Genomic DNA, 17,061 nt, shown 5'->3' with positions numbered 1-17,061 from the left:
CTGCTCGACCAGGGCCAGGCCGGCGACAACGTCGGTATTTTGCTGCGCGGCACCAAGCGCGAAGACGTGCAGCGCGGCCAGGTGCTGTGCAAGCCCGGCTCGATCAAGCCACACACGCACTTCACCGGCGAGATCTACGTGCTGAGCAAGGACGAAGGCGGCCGCCACACGCCCTTCTTCAACAACTACCGTCCCCAGTTCTACTTCCGCACGACGGACGTGACGGGCGCGATCGAGTTGCCAGAAGGCAAGGAAATGGTCATGCCAGGCGACAACGTGTCGATCACCGTCAAGCTGATCAACCCGATCGCCATGGAAGAAGGCCTGCGCTTTGCCATCCGCGAAGGCGGCAAGACCGTTGGCGCCGGCGTTGTGGCCAAGATCATTGCCTGAGTTTTTGAAGGTTTGATGGAGGGGTATAGCTCAATTGGCAGAGCGTCGGTCTCCAAAACCGAAGGTTGTAGGTTCGATTCCTACTGCCCCTGCCACCCGGCTGATGCGTAGAGATGTGAAGCTGCAGGTGGTTTGAAAAGATAGCAAACAAGGCCCGCCAGGAGTCAAAAACTCCCGGTGGGCTTAAGCGTCTGCAAAGACGCATGAAGATTGAACAGGAAATCCGGCAACCATGGCCTCTTCTCAAGTTGAAACCGTTAGCACCACCGCCGACAAAGCCAAGCTGGGCTTGGCCGTCGCCCTGGTGCTGGCGTCGCTGGCGGGTTTTTACCTGTTGAGCAAGCAGGGTCAGGTCGCCCAGTGGGGTGCTCTGGTCGCGGGTCTGGTTGCGGCTGTAGTGGTGTTTCTGACCTCTGAGCCCGGCAAGCAGTTTGTGGCCTTTGGGCGTGATTCCTGGCGCGAAGTCAAAAAAGTCGTCTGGCCGGCCCGCAAGGAGGCTATTCAGATGACGGCCTACGTGTTTGGCTTCGTGGTGGTGATGGCGTTGTTTTTGTGGTTGACCGACAAAACGCTCGAATGGGTGTTTTACGACCTGATCCTGGGATGGAAAAGATGATGAGCGATATGAACGGCACGGTAGTCAGCGAAGTGGCGGCGGGTACGTCCCTCACGCCGACCCCCGGCATGCAGTGGTATGTCGTGCATGCCTATTCCGGTATGGAAAAGGCGGTCGAGCGCAACATTCTGGAGCGTATCAATCGCGCCGGCATGCAGGCCAAGTTCGGCCGTTTCCTGGTGCCCACTGAAGAAGTGGTCGAGATCAAGAACGGCCAGAAGAAAACAACAGAGCGCCGCTTCTTTCCGGGCTATGTGCTGGTCGAAATGGTCATGGATGACGAAACCTGGCACCTGGTGAAGCACACCAACAAGGTCACCGGTTTTGTCGGCGGCGCCAAGAACCGCCCGGCCCCGATTTCCGAGGAAGACGTCCAGAAGATCGTCAGCCAGATGCAGGTCGGCACCGAGAAGCCGCGCCACAAGGTTGAATTTGAAACGGGCGAATATGTCCGCGTCAAGGATGGCCCGTTCACCGACTTCAATGGCACGGTGGAAGAAGTCAACTACGACAAGAACAAGGTGCGTGTGTCGGTCACGATTTTCGGTCGTGCCACACCGGTTGAGCTGGAATTCAGCCAGATCGAAAAGACGTAACTTTCGGTCGGCGTCTAGAAATCCTGCGCTTTGCAACTCGGCGCGGAGGGTTCTTCGGAACCTTGATTGAGTTGTGTAACCCCCGGGGAGCCTGGGCCTGTTTTTAACAGTGTCCGGGCGTTATGACCCGCAAGGAGAAAAGTATGGCGAAAAAAATCGTCGGCTTCGTCAAGCTGCAAGTACCAGCTGGCAAGGCCAATCCGTCCCCCCCGATTGGCCCGGCACTGGGTCAGCGCGGCTTGAACATCATGGAATTCTGCAAGGCATTCAATGCCCAGACCCAGGGTGTTGAGCCGGGCCTGCCATTGCCCGTGGTGATCACCGCGTATGCAGACAAGAGCTTCACCTTCATCATCAAGACGCCTCCGGCTGTCACGCTGATCAAGAAAGCCATCAAGCTCGACAAGGGCTCTGCCACACCGCACACCGCGAAAGTTGGCAAGATCACCCGCGCCCAGCTGGAAGAAATTGCCAAGACCAAGATGAAAGACATGACGGCCGCCGATCTCGACGCCGCCGTCCGTACTATTGCCGGTTCCGCCCGCTCCATGGGTGTGACGGTGGAGGGTGTTGTATGAGCAAGCTGACCAAACGCCAGAAAACCATCGGCGACAAGATTGACAGCAACAAGCTGTACGCCCTGTCCGACGCCATCGGTCTCGTGAAAGAGTTCGCCGTCGCCAAGTTCGATGAGTCCATCGACGTGGCTGTGCAGCTCGGCATTGATGCCAAGAAATCCGACCAGGTCGTTCGCGGCGCTGTCGTGCTGCCCAATGGCACCGGCAAAACCAAGCGCGTTGCCGTGTTCGCCCAAGGCGCCAAGGCTGAAGAAGCCAAGGCCGCCGGCGCCGACATCGTCGGCATGGATGATCTGGCTGCCGAAATCAAGGCCGGCAAGATGGATTTCGACGTGGTGATTGCCTCCCCCGACGCGATGCGCATCGTGGGTACGCTGGGCCAGATCCTGGGCCCGCGCGGCCTGATGCCCAACCCCAAGGTTGGCACCGTGACGCCGGATGTGGCGACCGCCGTGAAAAACGCGAAAGCCGGCCAGGTCCAGTTTCGTGTCGACAAGGCCGGTATCGTGCACGGCACCATTGGCCGCCGTTCATTTGATACCGCCAAGCTGCAAGGCAACCTGGCTGCATTGATCGATGCGCTGCAGAAGGCCAAGCCTGCTTCGAGCAAAGGCGTGTATTTGAAGAAAGTCGCGGTTTCGTCAACGATGGGTGTGGGCGTTCGCGTCGACACGCAAACCATCGCGGCGTAATCGCAAAAATTTGAGCGGCCCGCAAGGGCGGTTCAATGTGGTGGGCTGCCGGCGTCTTCGGGCTCCGGCAGGTCATCCAAGACCGTTGGTGTGTCAGCTGTAAGGCCGGCACTTAATCGAAAGACAGCCAACGCAGATGGCGGTCCCGCTGCAGATGGTTTGAAAAGAATCTGAAACAGTTGGTCGCTGAATATGAGCGTGCTGAACGGCCGACAGCGCAAGCTGGAAACCCGGAAGCACATTTTTAAGGAGTAGACCTTGAGTCTCAACCGCAGTGAGAAACAAGCCGTCATTGATGAAGTGACTGGCCTCGCCGCTAAAGCTCAAACGCTCGTGATGGCGGAATACCGTGGCATCACGGTCGCTGACATGACCAAGCTGCGCAGCCAAGCCCGCGACAAAGGCGTGAACCTGAGTGTTCTGAAGAACACCCTGGCTCGCCGTGCCGTGGCAGGTAGCGCATTTGAAGTCGTGTCCGACCAGATGACCGGACCGCTGATCTACGGCTTTTCCACAGATGCTGTAGCTGCTGCGAAAGTAGTGGCTGACTTCGCGAAAACCAACGACAAGCTGGTGATTCGCGGTGGTGCATTTGCTGGCAAATCCCTGGACGTGAACGGCGTGAAGCAACTGGCCAACATTCCTTCCAAGGAAGTGTTGCTGGCTCAGTTGTGTGGCTTGCTGATGTCGCCCATCTCGCGTACGGCCGTTGTGCTGGGCGCGCTGGCGGCGAAAAAGGGTGGCGGCGAAGCCGAAACCCCAGCGCCAGCAGAAGCTGTAGCAGCGTAATTTGTACCCAACTTTTTTAGGAAATCAAAATGGCATTCGATAAAGACGCATTTTTGACCGCGCTGGATAGCATGACGGTCCTCGAACTCAACGACCTGGTGAAAGCCATCGAAGAGAAATTTGGTGTGAGCGCTGCCGCCATGGCCGCTCCCGCTGCTGCTGGTGGTGGCGGTGCCGCTGCTGCTGCTGAAGAGAAGACCGAGTTCAACGTCGTGCTGCTCGAAGCTGGCGCCAACAAGGTGTCCGTGATTAAAGCGGTTCGCGAAATCACCGGTCTGGGCCTGAAAGAAGCCAAGGACCTGGTGGACGGCGCTCCGAAGAACGTCAAGGAAGCCGCACCCAAGGCCGACGCAGACGCCGCCAAGAAGAAGCTCGAAGACGCTGGCGCGAAAGTCGAACTCAAGTAATTGCTTGTGTTTGCAAAGGCTGGAAGACCGCATCGGGCTTCCAGCCTTTCGTGTTTCCAGGAGTACGCCGCAAGGCCAGCAAAAAAGCTGTTTTTGCGGTGCTCCCGGTGCACTGAAACAGGCTGAAGCCTTTTTCGGTGCGACCGTAGAGGCACTGGAAAAGAGATTGACCCAGTCTTTTTTCCAGTGTTTTCTGAACCCCGACTGCAGAAAACGCCTTGGTCCGGGTGACGTGCAATGCGTCACCGTCCGCCATGGTTGGTAGTGGCCAACCACCAAGCCTGCCTGAATACGTGGTGTATTCGGGCACGAGAGTCGCCAGAGCCCATCAAAGCGGAGAACTCATGGCCTATTCCTATACCGAACGCAAACGCATCCGCAAAAGCTTCGGCAACCGCGAGAGCGTGTTGACTGTTCCCTATTTGCTGCAAATGCAGAAAGACGCGTACACAGCGTTCCTGCAAGCCGATCGTGCGCCCCAGAAGCGCACCGTAGAAGGTCTGCAGGCAGCGTTTGAAAATGCATTCCCCATCGTCTCGCATAACGGTTTTGTCGAGATGAAGTTCATCGAGTACAACCTGGCCAAGCCCGCCTTCGACGTGCGCGAATGCCAGACCCGTGGATTGACCTTTGCCTCGGCCGTCCGCGCCAAAGTCCAGCTGATCATCTATGACCGCGAGTCATCCACATCGCAGTCCAAGGTCGTCAAGGAAGTCAAGGAGCAGGAGGTCTACATGGGCGAAGTTCCGCTCATGACCGACAAGGGTTCTTTCGTCATCAACGGGACCGAACGCGTGATCGTGTCCCAGCTGCACCGTTCCCCCGGCGTGTTCTTCGAGCACGACAAGGGCAAGACCCACAGCTCGGGCAAGCTGCTGTTTTCGGCCCGCATCATTCCTTACCGCGGCTCCTGGCTCGACTTCGAGTTCGACCCGAAAGACGTGCTGTATTTCCGTGTCGACCGCCGCCGCAAGATGCCGGTCACGATCCTGCTCAAGGCCATCGGCCTGAATCCGGAGTCCATCCTCGCGAACTTCTTCGTGTTCGACAACTTCCGCCTGATGGACAGCGGCGCGCAGATGGAGTTTGTCGCCGAGCGCATGCGCGGCGAAGTGGCCCGTTTCGACATCACCGACAAGAGCGGCAAGGTCGTTGTCGCCAAAGACAAGCGCATTACGGTTCGCCATACCCGCGAGCTGGAGCAAAGCGGCACCACCACCATCAGCGTACCTGAAGACTTCCTGGTGGGCCGTGTGGTCGCCAAGAACATCGTCGACGCCGAAACCGGCGAAATCATCGCCAAGGCCAACGACGAGCTGACCGAAGCGCTGCTGAAAAAACTGCGCCTGGCCGGCGTGCAGGACCTGCAGGTGCTGTACACCAACGAACTCGACCAGGGCGCCTACATTTCGCAAACCCTGCGCGCCGATGAAACGGCTGACGAGTTTGCGGCCCGCGTGGCGATCTACCGCATGATGCGTCCCGGCGAGCCGCCGACGGAAGACGCCGTGCAGGCCCTGTTCCAGCGCCTGTTCTACAACCCGGACACCTACGACCTGTCCAAGGTCGGCCGCATGAAGTTCAATGCCCGCGTGGGCCGTGACGACTCCACCGGCCCCATGGTCATGACCAACGAGGACATCCTCGCGGTCGTCAAGATCCTGGTGGACCTGCGCAACGGCAACGGCGAAGTCGATGACATTGACCACCTCGGCAACCGCCGTGTGCGCTGTGTCGGCGAACTCGCGGAAAACCAGTATCGCACCGGCCTGGCACGTATCGAAAAAGCCGTGAAAGAGCGTCTGGGCCAGGCGGAGCAAGAGCCGCTGATGCCGCATGACCTGATCAACAGCAAGCCGATTTCCGCCGCGCTGAAGGAATTCTTCGGTGCGTCCCAGCTGTCGCAGTTCATGGACCAGACCAATCCGCTGTCCGAGATCACCCACAAGCGCCGTGTTTCGGCCCTTGGCCCCGGTGGTTTGACGCGCGAGCGTGCCGGCTTCGAAGTGCGTGACGTGCACGTGACCCACTATGGCCGCGTCTGCCCGATTGAGACGCCTGAAGGTCCGAACATCGGCCTGATCAACTCGCTGGCCCTGTATGCCCGCCTCAACGAATACGGTTTCATCGAAACACCGTACCGCCGTGTGGTGGACAGCAAGATCACCGACCAGATCGACTACCTGTCGGCCATTGAAGAAGGCAAGTACGTGATTGCCCAGGCCAATGCCCTGCTCGATGAGTCCGGCACACTGACCGGCGACCTGGTGTCGGCTCGCGAGAACGGCGAATCCGTGCTGGTCGGCGCAGAGCGCATCCAGTACATGGACGTGTCGCCCGCGCAGATCGTCTCGGTGGCTGCCTCGCTCGTGCCCTTCCTCGAGCACGATGACGCCAACCGCGCGCTGATGGGCGCCAACATGCAGCGTCAGGCCGTGCCTGTGCTGCGCCCTGAGAAGGCCTTTGTCGGCACCGGCATTGAGCGCGTGTCTGCAGTGGACTCCGGCACCGTGGTGACGGCCAACCGCGGCGGTGTGGTCGATTACGTCGATGCCACCCGCATCGTGGTGCGTGTCAATGATGCGGAAGCCCTCGCTGGCGAAGTCGGTGTGGACATCTACAACCTGATCAAGTACCAGCGTTCCAACCAGAACACCAACATCCATCAGCGCCCGATCGTCAAGATCGGCGACAAGCTGGCCAAGGGCGACGTGATCGCCGACGGTGCCTCGACGGACATCGGCGAACTGGCCCTGGGCCAGAACATGCTGGTGGCGTTCATGCCCTGGAACGGCTACAACTTCGAGGATTCGATCCTGATTTCCGAGCGCGTGGTGGCCGAAGACCGCTACACCTCGATTCACATCGAAGAACTCGTGGTGATGGCGCGTGACACCAAGCTGGGCTCTGAAGAGATCACCCGCGACATCCCGAACCTGTCCGAGCAGCAGCTTAACCGCCTCGACGAATCCGGCATTATTTATGTCGGCGCTGAAGTCCAGCCGGGCGACACGCTGGTGGGCAAGGTCACGCCAAAAGGCGAGACCACGCTGACGCCGGAAGAAAAACTGCTGCGCGCCATCTTCGGCGAAAAAGCCAGCGACGTGAAAGACACTTCGCTGCGCGTGAGCCAGGGCTCGCAGGGTACCGTGATCGACGTGCAGGTCTTCACCCGCGAAGGCATTGTGCGCGACAAGCGTGCCCAGCAGATCATTGACGACGAGCTCAAGCGTTTCCGTCTGGACCTGAACGACCAGCTGCGCATTGTGGAAGCCGACGCGTTCGACCGCATCGAAAAGCTGCTCAATGGCAAGGTCGCCAATGGCGGCCCGAAAAAGCTGGCCAAAGGCACCAAGATCGACAAGGCCTACCTGGCCGACGTCGAGAAGTACCACTGGTTCGACATCCGCCCGGCGGACGACGAAGTGGCTTCGCAGCTGGAAAGCATCAAGAACGCCATGGAGCAGACGCGCCACAGCTTCGACCTGGCTTTCGAAGAGAAGCGCAAGAAGCTCACGCAGGGCGACGAACTGCCGGCCGGCGTGCTCAAGATGGTCAAGGTCTACCTGGCCGTCAAGCGCCGCCTGCAGCCCGGCGACAAGATGGCCGGCCGCCACGGCAACAAGGGCGTGGTGTCCAAGATCGTTCCGGTCGAAGACATGCCCTACATGGCCGACGGCACGCCGTGCGACATCGTGCTCAACCCGCTGGGCGTGCCTTCGCGCATGAACGTCGGTCAGGTGCTCGAGGTGCATCTGGGCTGGGCCGCCAAGGGTCTGGGCCAGCGCATTGGCGACATGCTGCAAGCCGAAGCCAAGGTGGCCGAGCTGCGCAAGTTCATGGACACCCTGTACAACAAGTCGGGCCGCATCGAGGACCTGGCCAATCTGTCGGATACCGATGTGCTCGAGATGGCGAGCAACCTGGCAACGGGTGTTCCCTTTGCAACGCCGGTGTTTGATGGTGCCTCGGAAGAGGACATCATGACCATGCTGAAGCTGGCCTATCCGGACGACATCGCCAAGGCCAAGGGCCTGACGGCGACGCGTACCCAGGCTCAGTTGTATGACGGGCGCACGGGCGACCAGTTCGAGCGCACGACGACGGTCGGCTACATGCACGTGCTGAAACTTCACCACCTGGTGGACGACAAGATGCACGCACGTTCAACCGGACCGTACTCCCTGGTTACCCAGCAGCCGCTGGGCGGCAAGGCGCAGTTTGGTGGCCAGCGTTTCGGCGAGATGGAGGTCTGGGCGCTGGAAGCCTATGGCGCTTCCTACACGCTGCAGGAAATGCTCACCGTCAAGTCCGACGACGTGCAGGGCCGTACCAAGGTGTACGAGAGCATCGTCAAGGGCGAGCACGCGATCACGGCAGGCATGCCCGAGTCGTTCAACGTGCTGGTCAAGGAGATTCGTTCGCTCGGTATCGACATCGAGCTGGAACGCAGCTAATTACAGGAAAGAAAAGGATTTAACTCATGAAATCATTACTCGACCTGTTCAAGCAATTCACGCCGGATGAGCATTTCGATGCCATCAAGATCGGCATGGCCTCGCCCGAAAAGATCCGTTCGTGGTCTTTCGGCGAAGTCAAGAAGCCTGAAACCATCAACTACCGCACCTTCAAGCCAGAGCGCGACGGTCTTTTTTGCGCCAAGATCTTTGGCCCCATCAAGGACTACGAATGCCTGTGCGGCAAGTACAAGCGCCTCAAGCACCGCGGTGTCATCTGCGAGAAGTGCGGCGTTGAAGTCACGCAGACCAAGGTTCGCCGCGAACGCATGGGTCACATCGACCTGGCCGCTCCCTGCGCGCACATCTGGTTCCTGAAGTCGCTGCCGTCGCGTCTGGGCCTGGTGCTCGACATGACGCTGCGCGACATCGAACGCGTGCTGTACTTTGAAGCCTACGTGGTGACCGACCCCGGCATGACCCCGCTGAAGAAATTCAGCATCATGTCGGAAGACGACTACGACGCCAAGCGCAAGGAATACGGCGATGAATACGTCGCCAAGATGGGCGCCGAAGGCATCAAGGACCTGCTCGAAGGCCTGGATCTCGACATCGAGATCGACAAGCTGCGCAACGACCTGACCGGTTCCGAAATCAAAATCAAGAAAAACGCAAAGCGTTTGAAATTGATGGAAGCGTTCAAGAAGTCCGGCATCAAGCCCGAGTGGATGGTGCTGGACGTGCTGCCTGTGCTGCCGCCAGACCTGCGTCCGCTGGTGCCGCTGGACGGCGGCCGCTTTGCGACCTCCGACCTGAACGACCTGTACCGCCGCGTCATCAACCGCAACAGCCGTCTGCGCCGTCTGCTGGAGCTCAAGGCTCCCGAGATCATTGCCCGCAATGAAAAGCGCATGCTGCAGGAAGCGGTCGACTCGCTGCTGGACAACGGCCGCCGTGGCAAGGCCATGACGGGCGCCAACAAGCGCGCGCTGAAGTCGCTGGCCGACATGATCAAGGGCAAGTCGGGCCGTTTCCGCCAGAACTTGCTGGGCAAGCGCGTCGACTACTCCGGCCGTTCCGTGATCACCGTGGGCCCGACGCTCAAGCTGCACCAGTGCGGCTTGCCCAAGCTGATGGCACTCGAGCTGTTCAAGCCGTTCATCTTCTCGCGCCTCGAAGCCATGGGCATCGCGACCACCATCAAGGCGGCCAAGAAGGAAGTCGAATCCGGCACGCCGGTGGTGTGGGACATCCTGGAAGAGGTCATCAAGGAGCACCCCGTGATGCTGAACCGTGCGCCTACGCTGCACCGTCTCGGTATCCAGGCCTTTGAACCCATCCTGATCGAAGGCAAGGCCATCCAGCTGCACCCGCTCGTCTGCTCGGCTTTCAACGCCGACTTCGACGGTGACCAGATGGCCGTTCACGTGCCGCTGTCGGTGGAAGCGCAGATGGAAGCCCGCACGCTGATGCTGGCCTCGAACAACATCCTGTTCCCTGCCAACGGCGAGCCTTCCATCGTTCCGTCGCAGGACGTGGTGCTGGGCCTGTACTACACGACGCGTGACCGTACCAACGGCAAGGGCGAAGGCCTGGTGTTCTCGGACACCGGCGAAGTCCGCCGCGCGTTTGACGCGGGCGAGCTCGACCTGAACGCCCGCATCAGTGTGCGCCTGACCGAATGGACCAAGAACAAGGAAACCGGCGAGTTCATCCCGTCGACCAAGCTGTGGGAAACCACCGGCGGCCGTGCGCTGCTGTCTGAAATCCTGCCCAAGGGCCTGCCTTTCTCCAACATCAACAAGGCGTTGAAGAAAAAGGAAATCTCCAAGCTGATCAACGTGTCTTTCCGCAAGTGCGGCCTGAAAGAGACGGTGGTGTTTGCCGACAAGCTGCTGCAGTCGGGCTTTCGCCTGGCTACCAAGGCCGGCATTTCCATCTGTATCGACGACATGCTGGTGCCCAAAGAAAAGCACGACATCATTTCGCGTGCCCAGAAGGAAGTCAAAGAGATCGAGCAGCAGTATGTCTCGGGTCTGGTGACGTCCGGCGAGCGCTACAACAAGGTGGTCGACATCTGGGGCAAATCCGGCGACGAAGTCTCCAAGGTCATGATGGCCCAGCTCTCGAAAGAGAAGGTCATCGACCGCAATGGCAAGGAAGTCGAGCAGGAATCCTTCAACTCCATCTACATGATGGCCGACTCCGGCGCCCGCGGTTCTGCCGCGCAGATTCGCCAGGTGGCCGGTATGCGGGGTCTGATGGCCAAGCCTGACGGCTCCATCATCGAGACGCCGATTACCGCGAACTTCCGCGAAGGCCTGAACGTGCTGGAGTACTTCATCTCCACCCACGGTGCCCGTAAGGGTCTGGCTGACACCGCGCTGAAAACGGCCAACTCCGGTTACCTGACGCGCCGCCTGTGCGACGTGGTGCAGGATCTGGTGGTGACCGAAGATGACTGCGGCACGCAAGAGGGCTCGCTGATGCGCGCCATCGTCGAGGGTGGTGAGGTGATCGAATCGCTGCGCGAGCGTATCCTCGGCCGCACCGCGGTGGAAGATGTGCTGCACCCCGAGAACCGCTCGGTCCTGGCTAAAGCCGGTGCCATGCTGGACGAAGACCTGATCGACGAACTCGAAGCGGCCGGCGTCGACGAAGTGAAAGTACGCACGGCCCTGACCTGCGAAACCCGCTTCGGTCTGTGCGCCAAGTGCTACGGCCGCGATCTGGGCCGCGGTGGCCTGATTAACATCGGTGAGGCGGTCGGTATCATCGCCGCCCAGTCGATTGGTGAGCCCGGCACGCAGCTGACGATGCGGACCTTCCACATCGGTGGTGCGGCATCGCGTGCGGCGATTGCCTCCAGCGTCGAAGCCAAGTCCAACGGCGTGATCGGTTTCAATGCCCCGATGCGTTATGTGACCAACGGCAAGGGTGAACTGGTGGTGATTGCCCGTTCCGGCGAAATTGTCATTCATGACGAGCATGGCCGCGAGCGTGAGCGTCACAAGGTGCCGTACGGTGCCACGCTGACGGTCAAGGCCGACCAGACCATCAAGGCTGGCGCCATCCTGGCCAACTGGGATCCGCTGACGCGCCCCATCATTACCGAATTCGCCGGCAAGGTGCTGTTCGAGAATGTGGAAGAAGGCGTCACGGTGGCCAAGCAGGTTGACGATGTGACGGGTCTGTCGACCCTGGTGGTGATCGATCCGAAGCGCCGCGGCGCGACCAAGGTGATCCGTCCGCAGGTCAAGCTGATTGATGCCACGGGCAATGAAGTCAAGATCCCCGGCACCGACCACTCGGTGACGATCGGCTTCCAGGTCGGTGCGCTGGTTCAGGTGCGCGACGGCCAGGACGTGGGCCCCGGCGAAGTGCTGGCCCGTATCCCGATCGAAGGCCAGAAGACCCGCGACATTACCGGCGGTCTGCCGCGCGTGGCCGAGCTGTTCGAAGCCCGTACGCCGAAAGACAAGGGTACGCTGGCCGAGATGACCGGTACCGTGTCGTTTGGTAAAGAGACCAAAGGCAAGGTTCGCCTGCAGATCACCGATCCGGACGGCAAAGTCTGGGAAGACCTCGTGCCCAAGGAGAAGAACATTCTCGTGCACGAAGGCCAGGTGGTGAACAAGGGTGAGTCGATTGTCGACGGCCCGGCCGACCCGCAAGACATCCTGCGTTTGCTGGGCATGGAAGAGCTGGCCCGCTACATCGTCGATGAAGTGCAGGACGTTTACCGCCTGCAGGGCGTGAAGATCAACGACAAGCACATTGAAGTGATTGTTCGTCAGATGCTGCGCCGTGTGGTCGTCGAAAATGTGGGCGACTCCAGCTACATCTCCGGTGAGCAGGTTGAACGCTCGGCCATGCTGGATGCCAACGACGCCTTGCGCGCCGAGGGCAAGATCCCTGCAACCTTCAGCAACCTGCTGCTCGGTATCACCAAGGCCTCGCTGTCGACCGATTCGTTCATTTCCGCGGCTTCCTTCCAGGAAACCACCCGCGTGCTCACCGAGGCTGCCATCATGGGCAAGCGCGACGAGTTGCGCGGCCTGAAAGAAAACGTGATCGTCGGCCGCCTGATTCCTGCGGGTACCGGCATGGCCTACCACGAGGCACGCAAAGCCAAGGACCTGATGGACGACGCCGAGCGCCGTGCCATCGCCGAGGCGGAAGCGGCCGAGCTCGAAGCCGTGACGGCCACGGCACCTGCCGATGCCGGCGGCGACAGTGCTGCGACCGAGTAAGCTGTACAGCACCTGATGCCCTGACGGGCGTCAAGCCTCCCACCTCGCAAGGGGTGGGAGGCTTTTTTTTTTGGCCGCTTCGGCCTGCGCCGCTTTCCCTGAAGATGCGGAATCAGGGTGGCGAACGGCCCTGTCACAAACCCGCGCGAAAAGGGCTTTTGCCGATATGCTGCGTGGATGATTGCCTATAAAAACAATACGGAAAGTCGTGTCGACGGGGGATGCCTTGTCGATCCGGCCGAAAAGCAGTTAACCTCGCGGCACGCGTTGGCGTGGCCTCCGGGTTTGCCTGCCTGTCACTCTGCTTCAAGGAAGATCCATGTCCCTCAGTAACCTGGTTTCGATCGCCGTGCTCGCCCTGCTGGTGTGCTGGGCGGTGGGCGCCTACAACCGCCTGGTGCGCCTGAAAAACCTCATCGCCAACGCCTTCGGCCAGATCGATGTGCAGCTCAAGCGGCGCTATGACCTGATTCCCAATCTGGTGGAGGCCGCCAAGAAATACCTGCAGCACGAGCAGAGTACGCTGGAGGCGGTGATGGCCGCGCGCAACCAGGCGCGTACCGCCAGCGATGCGGTGCGAAGCCGCCCGGCCAATGCCGCCGCCGTGACCACGCTGGCCGCCGCCGAGCAGGCCCTGGACAGCAGCCTCGGGCAGCTGTTCGCGGTGGCCGAGGCCTATCCCGAGCTGAAAGCCGACCAGACCATCCGCGACCTGAGCGAAGAACTCACCAGTACCGAGAACAAGGTCGGCTTTGCGCGGCAGGCCTATAACGATGCGGTGCTGGACTACAACAACGCACAGGGGCAATTCCCGGCCGTGCTGATCGCCCGCGTGTTTGGGTTTGCGCCTTCGGCCATGCTGCGCGCCACAGAGAGCGCGGCCGAGCGCCAGGCCGTCCGCATCCAGATGTAGTCATGGCCCCCACGCTTGTCGCTTGGTGTAATGCGCGAGGCCTTGCAGGCCGCGGCTCGCGGGACGCTTCGCCTCTGTCGCCCGTCCAAGCCTGCGCAGCCAGGCTTGGAGCCGCGGGCTCCAGCCCCTCGGGGGCCGCTGCGCCTGCGGTCTGGCAAAGCCAGTCCCGCGGCCCCTGCTGGGTTGGAGAGCGCCCATGGCCGCTCACTGCGTGTAGCTCCCGTGGCCCTGGCTGGTTTGGAGCCTCCGTAGGTCTCCCCGGTCGCCTTGAGGTATCGAAGGGTGAGGTGACCCGTGGGAATATGAATGCGTTTCTTTGAACGGCAGGAAGCGGCCCGCGCGCAGACCGTCCGGTTGCTGCTGCTCTTTGGCCTGACGGTGCTGGCGCTGGTGCTGGCTGTCAATGCCGCGCTGGCCCTGAGCTGGCGCATGGCGACTCTGGGACTTGGCGGCTACCCCGCCTATTTCTTTGCGGTCAACACCGGCATGACCCTGCTGTTCGTGCTGGGCGGCTGGTGGCTGGAGACCTCGGCCTTGCAGGGCGGCGGTGAAAAGCTGGCACGCCGTGCCGGTGCGCGCGAGGCCTGGCCGTCCAGCCGCGCGGCTGAACAGAAGCTGTGCAATATCGTCAGCGAACTGGCCATCGCCGCCAGCATGAAGCCGCCGGTGCCCATGGTGCTGGACCGGGAAGAGGGCATCAACGCCTTTGCCACCGGCTGGGACGAGGATGACGCGGTCGTGGCTGTCACGCGCGGCGCCCTCGACAAGCTGACGCGTGACGAACTGCAGGGCCTGGTGGCCCACGAATTCAGCCATCTGCGCGAGGGTGATACCCGCCTGAACATGCGGCTGGGCGGCATGGTCTTCGGGCTGGAGATGATTTTCAATCTGGGCCGCAGCATGTGCGAGACCGATGAGGACGGCCATCGCTCCTTCATGGCCTTGCCAGGCTTCGCGATCATGGCCACCGGTTCGCTGGGCTGGCTGGCGGGCCGGGTGTTGAAGGCCGCAGTCTCGCGCCAGCGCGAGTATTTGGCGGACGCCCGGGCCGTGCAGTTCACACGCAGCAAGGACGGCCTGGGCGGCGTGCTGCGCAAGGTGGCGGGCGAGGAGGCGCAGGGCCTGGGCATGCGGCGCAGCCTGCACCCGGCGGTACAGCACATGCTCCTGGTCAACGCGAACCCGCATGCCCGCTGGTTTGCCAGCCACCCGCCCCTGTCCGAGCGCATTCGCCGCATCTATGGCCGGCCCATGGCCGCACTGCCGGCGCAGCGTGACGATGAAGTGGCCACGCGGCCGGACGCCATCTTTTAAATCCGGCCAAAGCGCCCGCGATGATTGGTGCACGCGAATCTGGCGCATGATTCGAATGCCGGAGCGCGCAGGCCTTTTGACTTTCGACGTACTGGATACTCCCTATAGGGTGCGCCGGGCCGCGCGTTAAATTGTCAGCTGGTCGCAACGTCAGGAGAAGCCATGAAAAATAAAACCGCCACAAGCCTCACGATGTCTCTGCTGTGCCTTGCGTTCTGCCTGCCGGGAAGCGCGTGGGCGCAGGCTGCCGGTCCCCAGGAGGCGCTGTACGCCGCGAGCCTGGCCGCGACCTGTGCCAACTGCCACGGCACCAACGGCAAGGTGGTCGAAGGCTCCAGCGTGACGTCGCTGGCAGGGCTCGACAAGAATTACATCAGCACCCAGCTGAAGGCCTTCAAGGCGGGCACCCGCCCGGCCACCGTGATGCACCAGATCAGCAAAGGCTTTAGCGATGCGCAGATCGAGTCGCTGGCGGCCTACTTCGCCGCCCGGAAGAAATAAGCCAGCCAGGACCGAACATCATGAATACCTCTCATTTCAAACGCCGTTCCTTCCTGCAATCAACGGCCGCAGTGGGGCTGCTGGGCCTGGCCGGCTGCGCCAGCACCTCCGGCACTCCTTCCAAAGCCCGGGTGGTGGTGATTGGCGGCGGCTACGGCGGGGCCACGGCCGCCAAGTATGTGCGTCTGCTGTCGGCCAACAAGATTGATGTGGTGCTGATCGAGCCGCAGGACGTCTTCATCTCCTGCCCCATCTCCAACCTGGTGCTCAGCGGTGGCAAGCAGCTCGGCGACCTCACAACACCCTACACGGGCCTGTCCAGAAACCACGGCATCACCGTCGTCAAGGATTACGCCAGCGCCATCGATACCGCCCGCAAGACCGTCACGCTTGGGAGCGGCACCACCATCGCCTACGACAAGCTGGTCGTCTCGCCCGGTGTGGAGCTGTTGTTGGGCAGCGTGGAAGGCCTGAGGGAAGCCAATGCCGCCGGCCAGATTCTTCAGGCCTGGAAGGCCGGCGCCGAAACCATGGCGCTGCGCCGGCAACTCGAAGCCATGCCCGACGGCGGCGTGTATGCCATCACCATTCCCGAAGCTCCCTACCGCTGCCCGCCCGGCCCTTATGAGCGCGCGTCGGTCATTGCCGGCTATTTCAAGGCCGCCAAGCCGCGCAGCAAGGTGTTGATCCTGGACGCCAACCCTGATGTCACCTCCAAAGGCCCCCTGTTCAAGAAGGTCTGGGCCGAGCAGTACAAGGGCATGGTCGAGTACCGCAGCCAGCACAAGGTCACCGCGGTCGATGCGAAGGCGGGCCTCATCAGGTTTGATGTGCAGGACGATGTCAAGGCCAATGTGCTGAACGTGCTGCCGCCCATGCGTGCAGGCGCGATTGCCGTGCTGGCGGGGCTCAACAACCAGGCCAACAACCGCTGGTGCGGCGTCAATTACCTGAGCTTTGAGTCGACCGCCGCCAAAGATGTGCATGTGCTGGGCGACGCCATCCAGGTGGCGCCCGCCATGCCCAAGAGCGGTCACATGGCCAACAACCATGGCAAGGTGGCCGCCGCCGCGATCGTGGCGCAGCTCTCCGGCTGGGACGTGAACCCCGCGCCCATGCTCACGAATACCTGCTACAGCTTCGTCGACAACAAGAATGTGATCCACGTGGCCAGCGTGCACGAGTATGTGGCCGCCGAAAAAACCTTCAAGACCGTGGCCGGCTCCGGCGGTGTCAGCACCGGTCCGACTGAACTCGAGGGTGTTTATGCCCTGAACTGGGCGAGCAACATCTGGGCAGATACCCTGACCTGAGGTTGGCTCCGGGCGGGCCACCCCACTGGCCACTCCGAATTGCAAGCAGGGGCCGCGGGACTGGCTTTGCCGGACCGCAGGCGTGTATATAAGGCACCCCCGTCCAGGCTCACTGCGTGTAGCCTGTTCCCCCCTCAAGGGGGCGGCGCCAGCGGTCTGGCAGAGCCAGTCCCGCGGCCCCCGCTGGTAGTGTCCCCTGAACTCTTAAACCCAGCATGAGCCTTGGAACCGGCTTTGCC

General features: G+C 61.3%; 14 protein-coding genes and 1 tRNA gene. 14 read left to right on the top strand and 1 reads right to left on the bottom strand.

Going from position 1 to position 17,061, the window contains the following annotated elements:
• The 8 genes from AC1DUR_RS24530 to rplL form a co-directional block, all read left to right on the top strand.
• Positions 1-393, top strand: a 393-nt coding sequence (locus tag AC1DUR_RS24530; protein ID WP_477722295.1) for an EF-Tu C-terminal domain-related protein, incomplete at its 5' end; no start/stop codon positions are given.
• A 19-nt stretch (positions 394-412) separates the two neighbouring features.
• Positions 413-488, top strand: a tRNA-Trp gene (locus AC1DUR_RS24525).
• Between the two features lie 137 nt (positions 489-625).
• Positions 626-1,009 (top strand): preprotein translocase subunit SecE, encoded by a 384-nt coding sequence (gene secE, locus AC1DUR_RS24520; protein ID WP_011485324.1) that lies wholly within the window; start codon positions 626-628, stop codon positions 1,007-1,009.
• 8 nt (positions 1,010-1,017) lie between these two features.
• Complete coding sequence (gene nusG / locus AC1DUR_RS24515; RefSeq protein WP_086003130.1) at positions 1,018-1,605, top strand: transcription termination/antitermination protein NusG; 588 nt, start codon at positions 1,018-1,020, stop codon at positions 1,603-1,605.
• 143 nt (positions 1,606-1,748) lie between these two features.
• Entirely contained in the window at positions 1,749-2,183 is a 435-nt protein-coding gene (rplK, locus tag AC1DUR_RS24510; RefSeq protein WP_011485322.1) for a 50S ribosomal protein L11, read from the top strand.
• Positions 2,180-2,875 (top strand): 50S ribosomal protein L1, encoded by a 696-nt coding sequence (rplA, locus tag AC1DUR_RS24505; protein ID WP_011485321.1) that lies wholly within the window; start codon positions 2,180-2,182, stop codon positions 2,873-2,875. The genes rplK and rplA overlap by 4 nt, the downstream gene beginning before the upstream one ends.
• Before the next feature lie 258 nt (positions 2,876-3,133).
• On the top strand, positions 3,134-3,664 hold the full coding sequence (gene rplJ / locus AC1DUR_RS24500; RefSeq protein ID WP_477719233.1) for a 50S ribosomal protein L10: 531 nt from the start codon (positions 3,134-3,136) through the stop codon (positions 3,662-3,664).
• 29 nt (positions 3,665-3,693) lie between these two features.
• Entirely contained in the window at positions 3,694-4,071 is a 378-nt protein-coding gene (rplL, locus tag AC1DUR_RS24495) for a 50S ribosomal protein L7/L12 (protein ID WP_011485319.1), read from the top strand.
• Here rplL and AC1DUR_RS24490 read toward each other — a convergent pair.
• Positions 4,064-4,381, bottom strand: coding sequence for a hypothetical protein (locus AC1DUR_RS24490; RefSeq protein WP_477722294.1), 318 nt, complete (start codon positions 4,379-4,381; stop codon positions 4,064-4,066). The genes rplL and AC1DUR_RS24490 overlap by 8 nt on opposite strands.
• Positions 4,382-4,415: 34 nt before the next feature.
• Here AC1DUR_RS24490 and rpoB point away from each other — a divergent pair, with 34 nt between their 5' ends.
• The 6 genes from rpoB (at position 4,416) to AC1DUR_RS24460 (ending at position 16,822) form a co-directional block, all read left to right on the top strand.
• Entirely contained in the window at positions 4,416-8,528 is a 4,113-nt protein-coding gene (rpoB, locus tag AC1DUR_RS24485; protein WP_477722293.1) for a DNA-directed RNA polymerase subunit beta, read from the top strand.
• A gap of 26 nt (positions 8,529-8,554) precedes the next feature.
• Positions 8,555-12,781: a DNA-directed RNA polymerase subunit beta' gene (rpoC, locus tag AC1DUR_RS24480; RefSeq protein WP_477719231.1), complete on the top strand. Its 4,227-nt coding sequence runs from the start codon at positions 8,555-8,557 to the stop codon at positions 12,779-12,781.
• A 319-nt stretch (positions 12,782-13,100) separates the two neighbouring features.
• On the top strand, positions 13,101-13,694 hold the full coding sequence (locus tag AC1DUR_RS24475; RefSeq protein ID WP_011485316.1) for a LemA family protein: 594 nt from the start codon (positions 13,101-13,103) through the stop codon (positions 13,692-13,694).
• A gap of 306 nt (positions 13,695-14,000) precedes the next feature.
• Positions 14,001-15,008, top strand: coding sequence for a M48 family metalloprotease (locus AC1DUR_RS24470; protein ID WP_477722292.1), 1,008 nt, complete (start codon positions 14,001-14,003; stop codon positions 15,006-15,008).
• 162 nt (positions 15,009-15,170) lie between these two features.
• Complete coding sequence (locus AC1DUR_RS24465) at positions 15,171-15,509, top strand: c-type cytochrome (RefSeq protein ID WP_477719229.1); 339 nt, start codon at positions 15,171-15,173, stop codon at positions 15,507-15,509.
• A 20-nt stretch (positions 15,510-15,529) separates the two neighbouring features.
• Positions 15,530-16,822: an NAD(P)/FAD-dependent oxidoreductase gene (locus AC1DUR_RS24460; RefSeq protein ID WP_477722291.1), complete on the top strand. Its 1,293-nt coding sequence runs from the start codon at positions 15,530-15,532 to the stop codon at positions 16,820-16,822.
• Positions 16,823-17,061: the final 239 nt, after the last annotated feature.

This window comes from Polaromonas sp. P4_F4 (assembly GCF_056401355.1).
The sequence above is the reverse complement of the archived record's forward strand: the minus strand, read 5'-3'. Positions and strand labels throughout refer to the sequence as shown.

Bases quoted from the DNA above. Each gene is read 5' to 3' on its own strand.
- secE (WP_011485324.1), top strand. From the start codon at position 626: ATGGCCTCTTCTCAAGTTGAAACCGTTAGCACCACCGCCGACAAAGCC.
- rplA (WP_011485321.1), top strand. From the start codon at position 2,180: ATGAGCAAGCTGACCAAACGCCAGAAAACCATCGGCGACAAGATTGAC.
- AC1DUR_RS24470 (WP_477722292.1), top strand. From the start codon at position 14,001: ATGCGTTTCTTTGAACGGCAGGAAGCGGCCCGCGCGCAGACCGTCCGG.
- rplK (WP_011485322.1), top strand. From the start codon at position 1,749: ATGGCGAAAAAAATCGTCGGCTTCGTCAAGCTGCAAGTACCAGCTGGC.
- rpoC (WP_477719231.1), top strand. From the start codon at position 8,555: ATGAAATCATTACTCGACCTGTTCAAGCAATTCACGCCGGATGAGCAT.
- AC1DUR_RS24460 (WP_477722291.1), top strand. From the start codon at position 15,530: ATGAATACCTCTCATTTCAAACGCCGTTCCTTCCTGCAATCAACGGCC.
- rplL (WP_011485319.1), top strand. From the start codon at position 3,694: ATGGCATTCGATAAAGACGCATTTTTGACCGCGCTGGATAGCATGACG.
- AC1DUR_RS24465 (WP_477719229.1), top strand. From the start codon at position 15,171: ATGAAAAATAAAACCGCCACAAGCCTCACGATGTCTCTGCTGTGCCTT.
- AC1DUR_RS24475 (WP_011485316.1), top strand. From the start codon at position 13,101: ATGTCCCTCAGTAACCTGGTTTCGATCGCCGTGCTCGCCCTGCTGGTG.
- nusG (WP_086003130.1), top strand. From the start codon at position 1,018: ATGAACGGCACGGTAGTCAGCGAAGTGGCGGCGGGTACGTCCCTCACG.
- rpoB (WP_477722293.1), top strand. From the start codon at position 4,416: ATGGCCTATTCCTATACCGAACGCAAACGCATCCGCAAAAGCTTCGGC.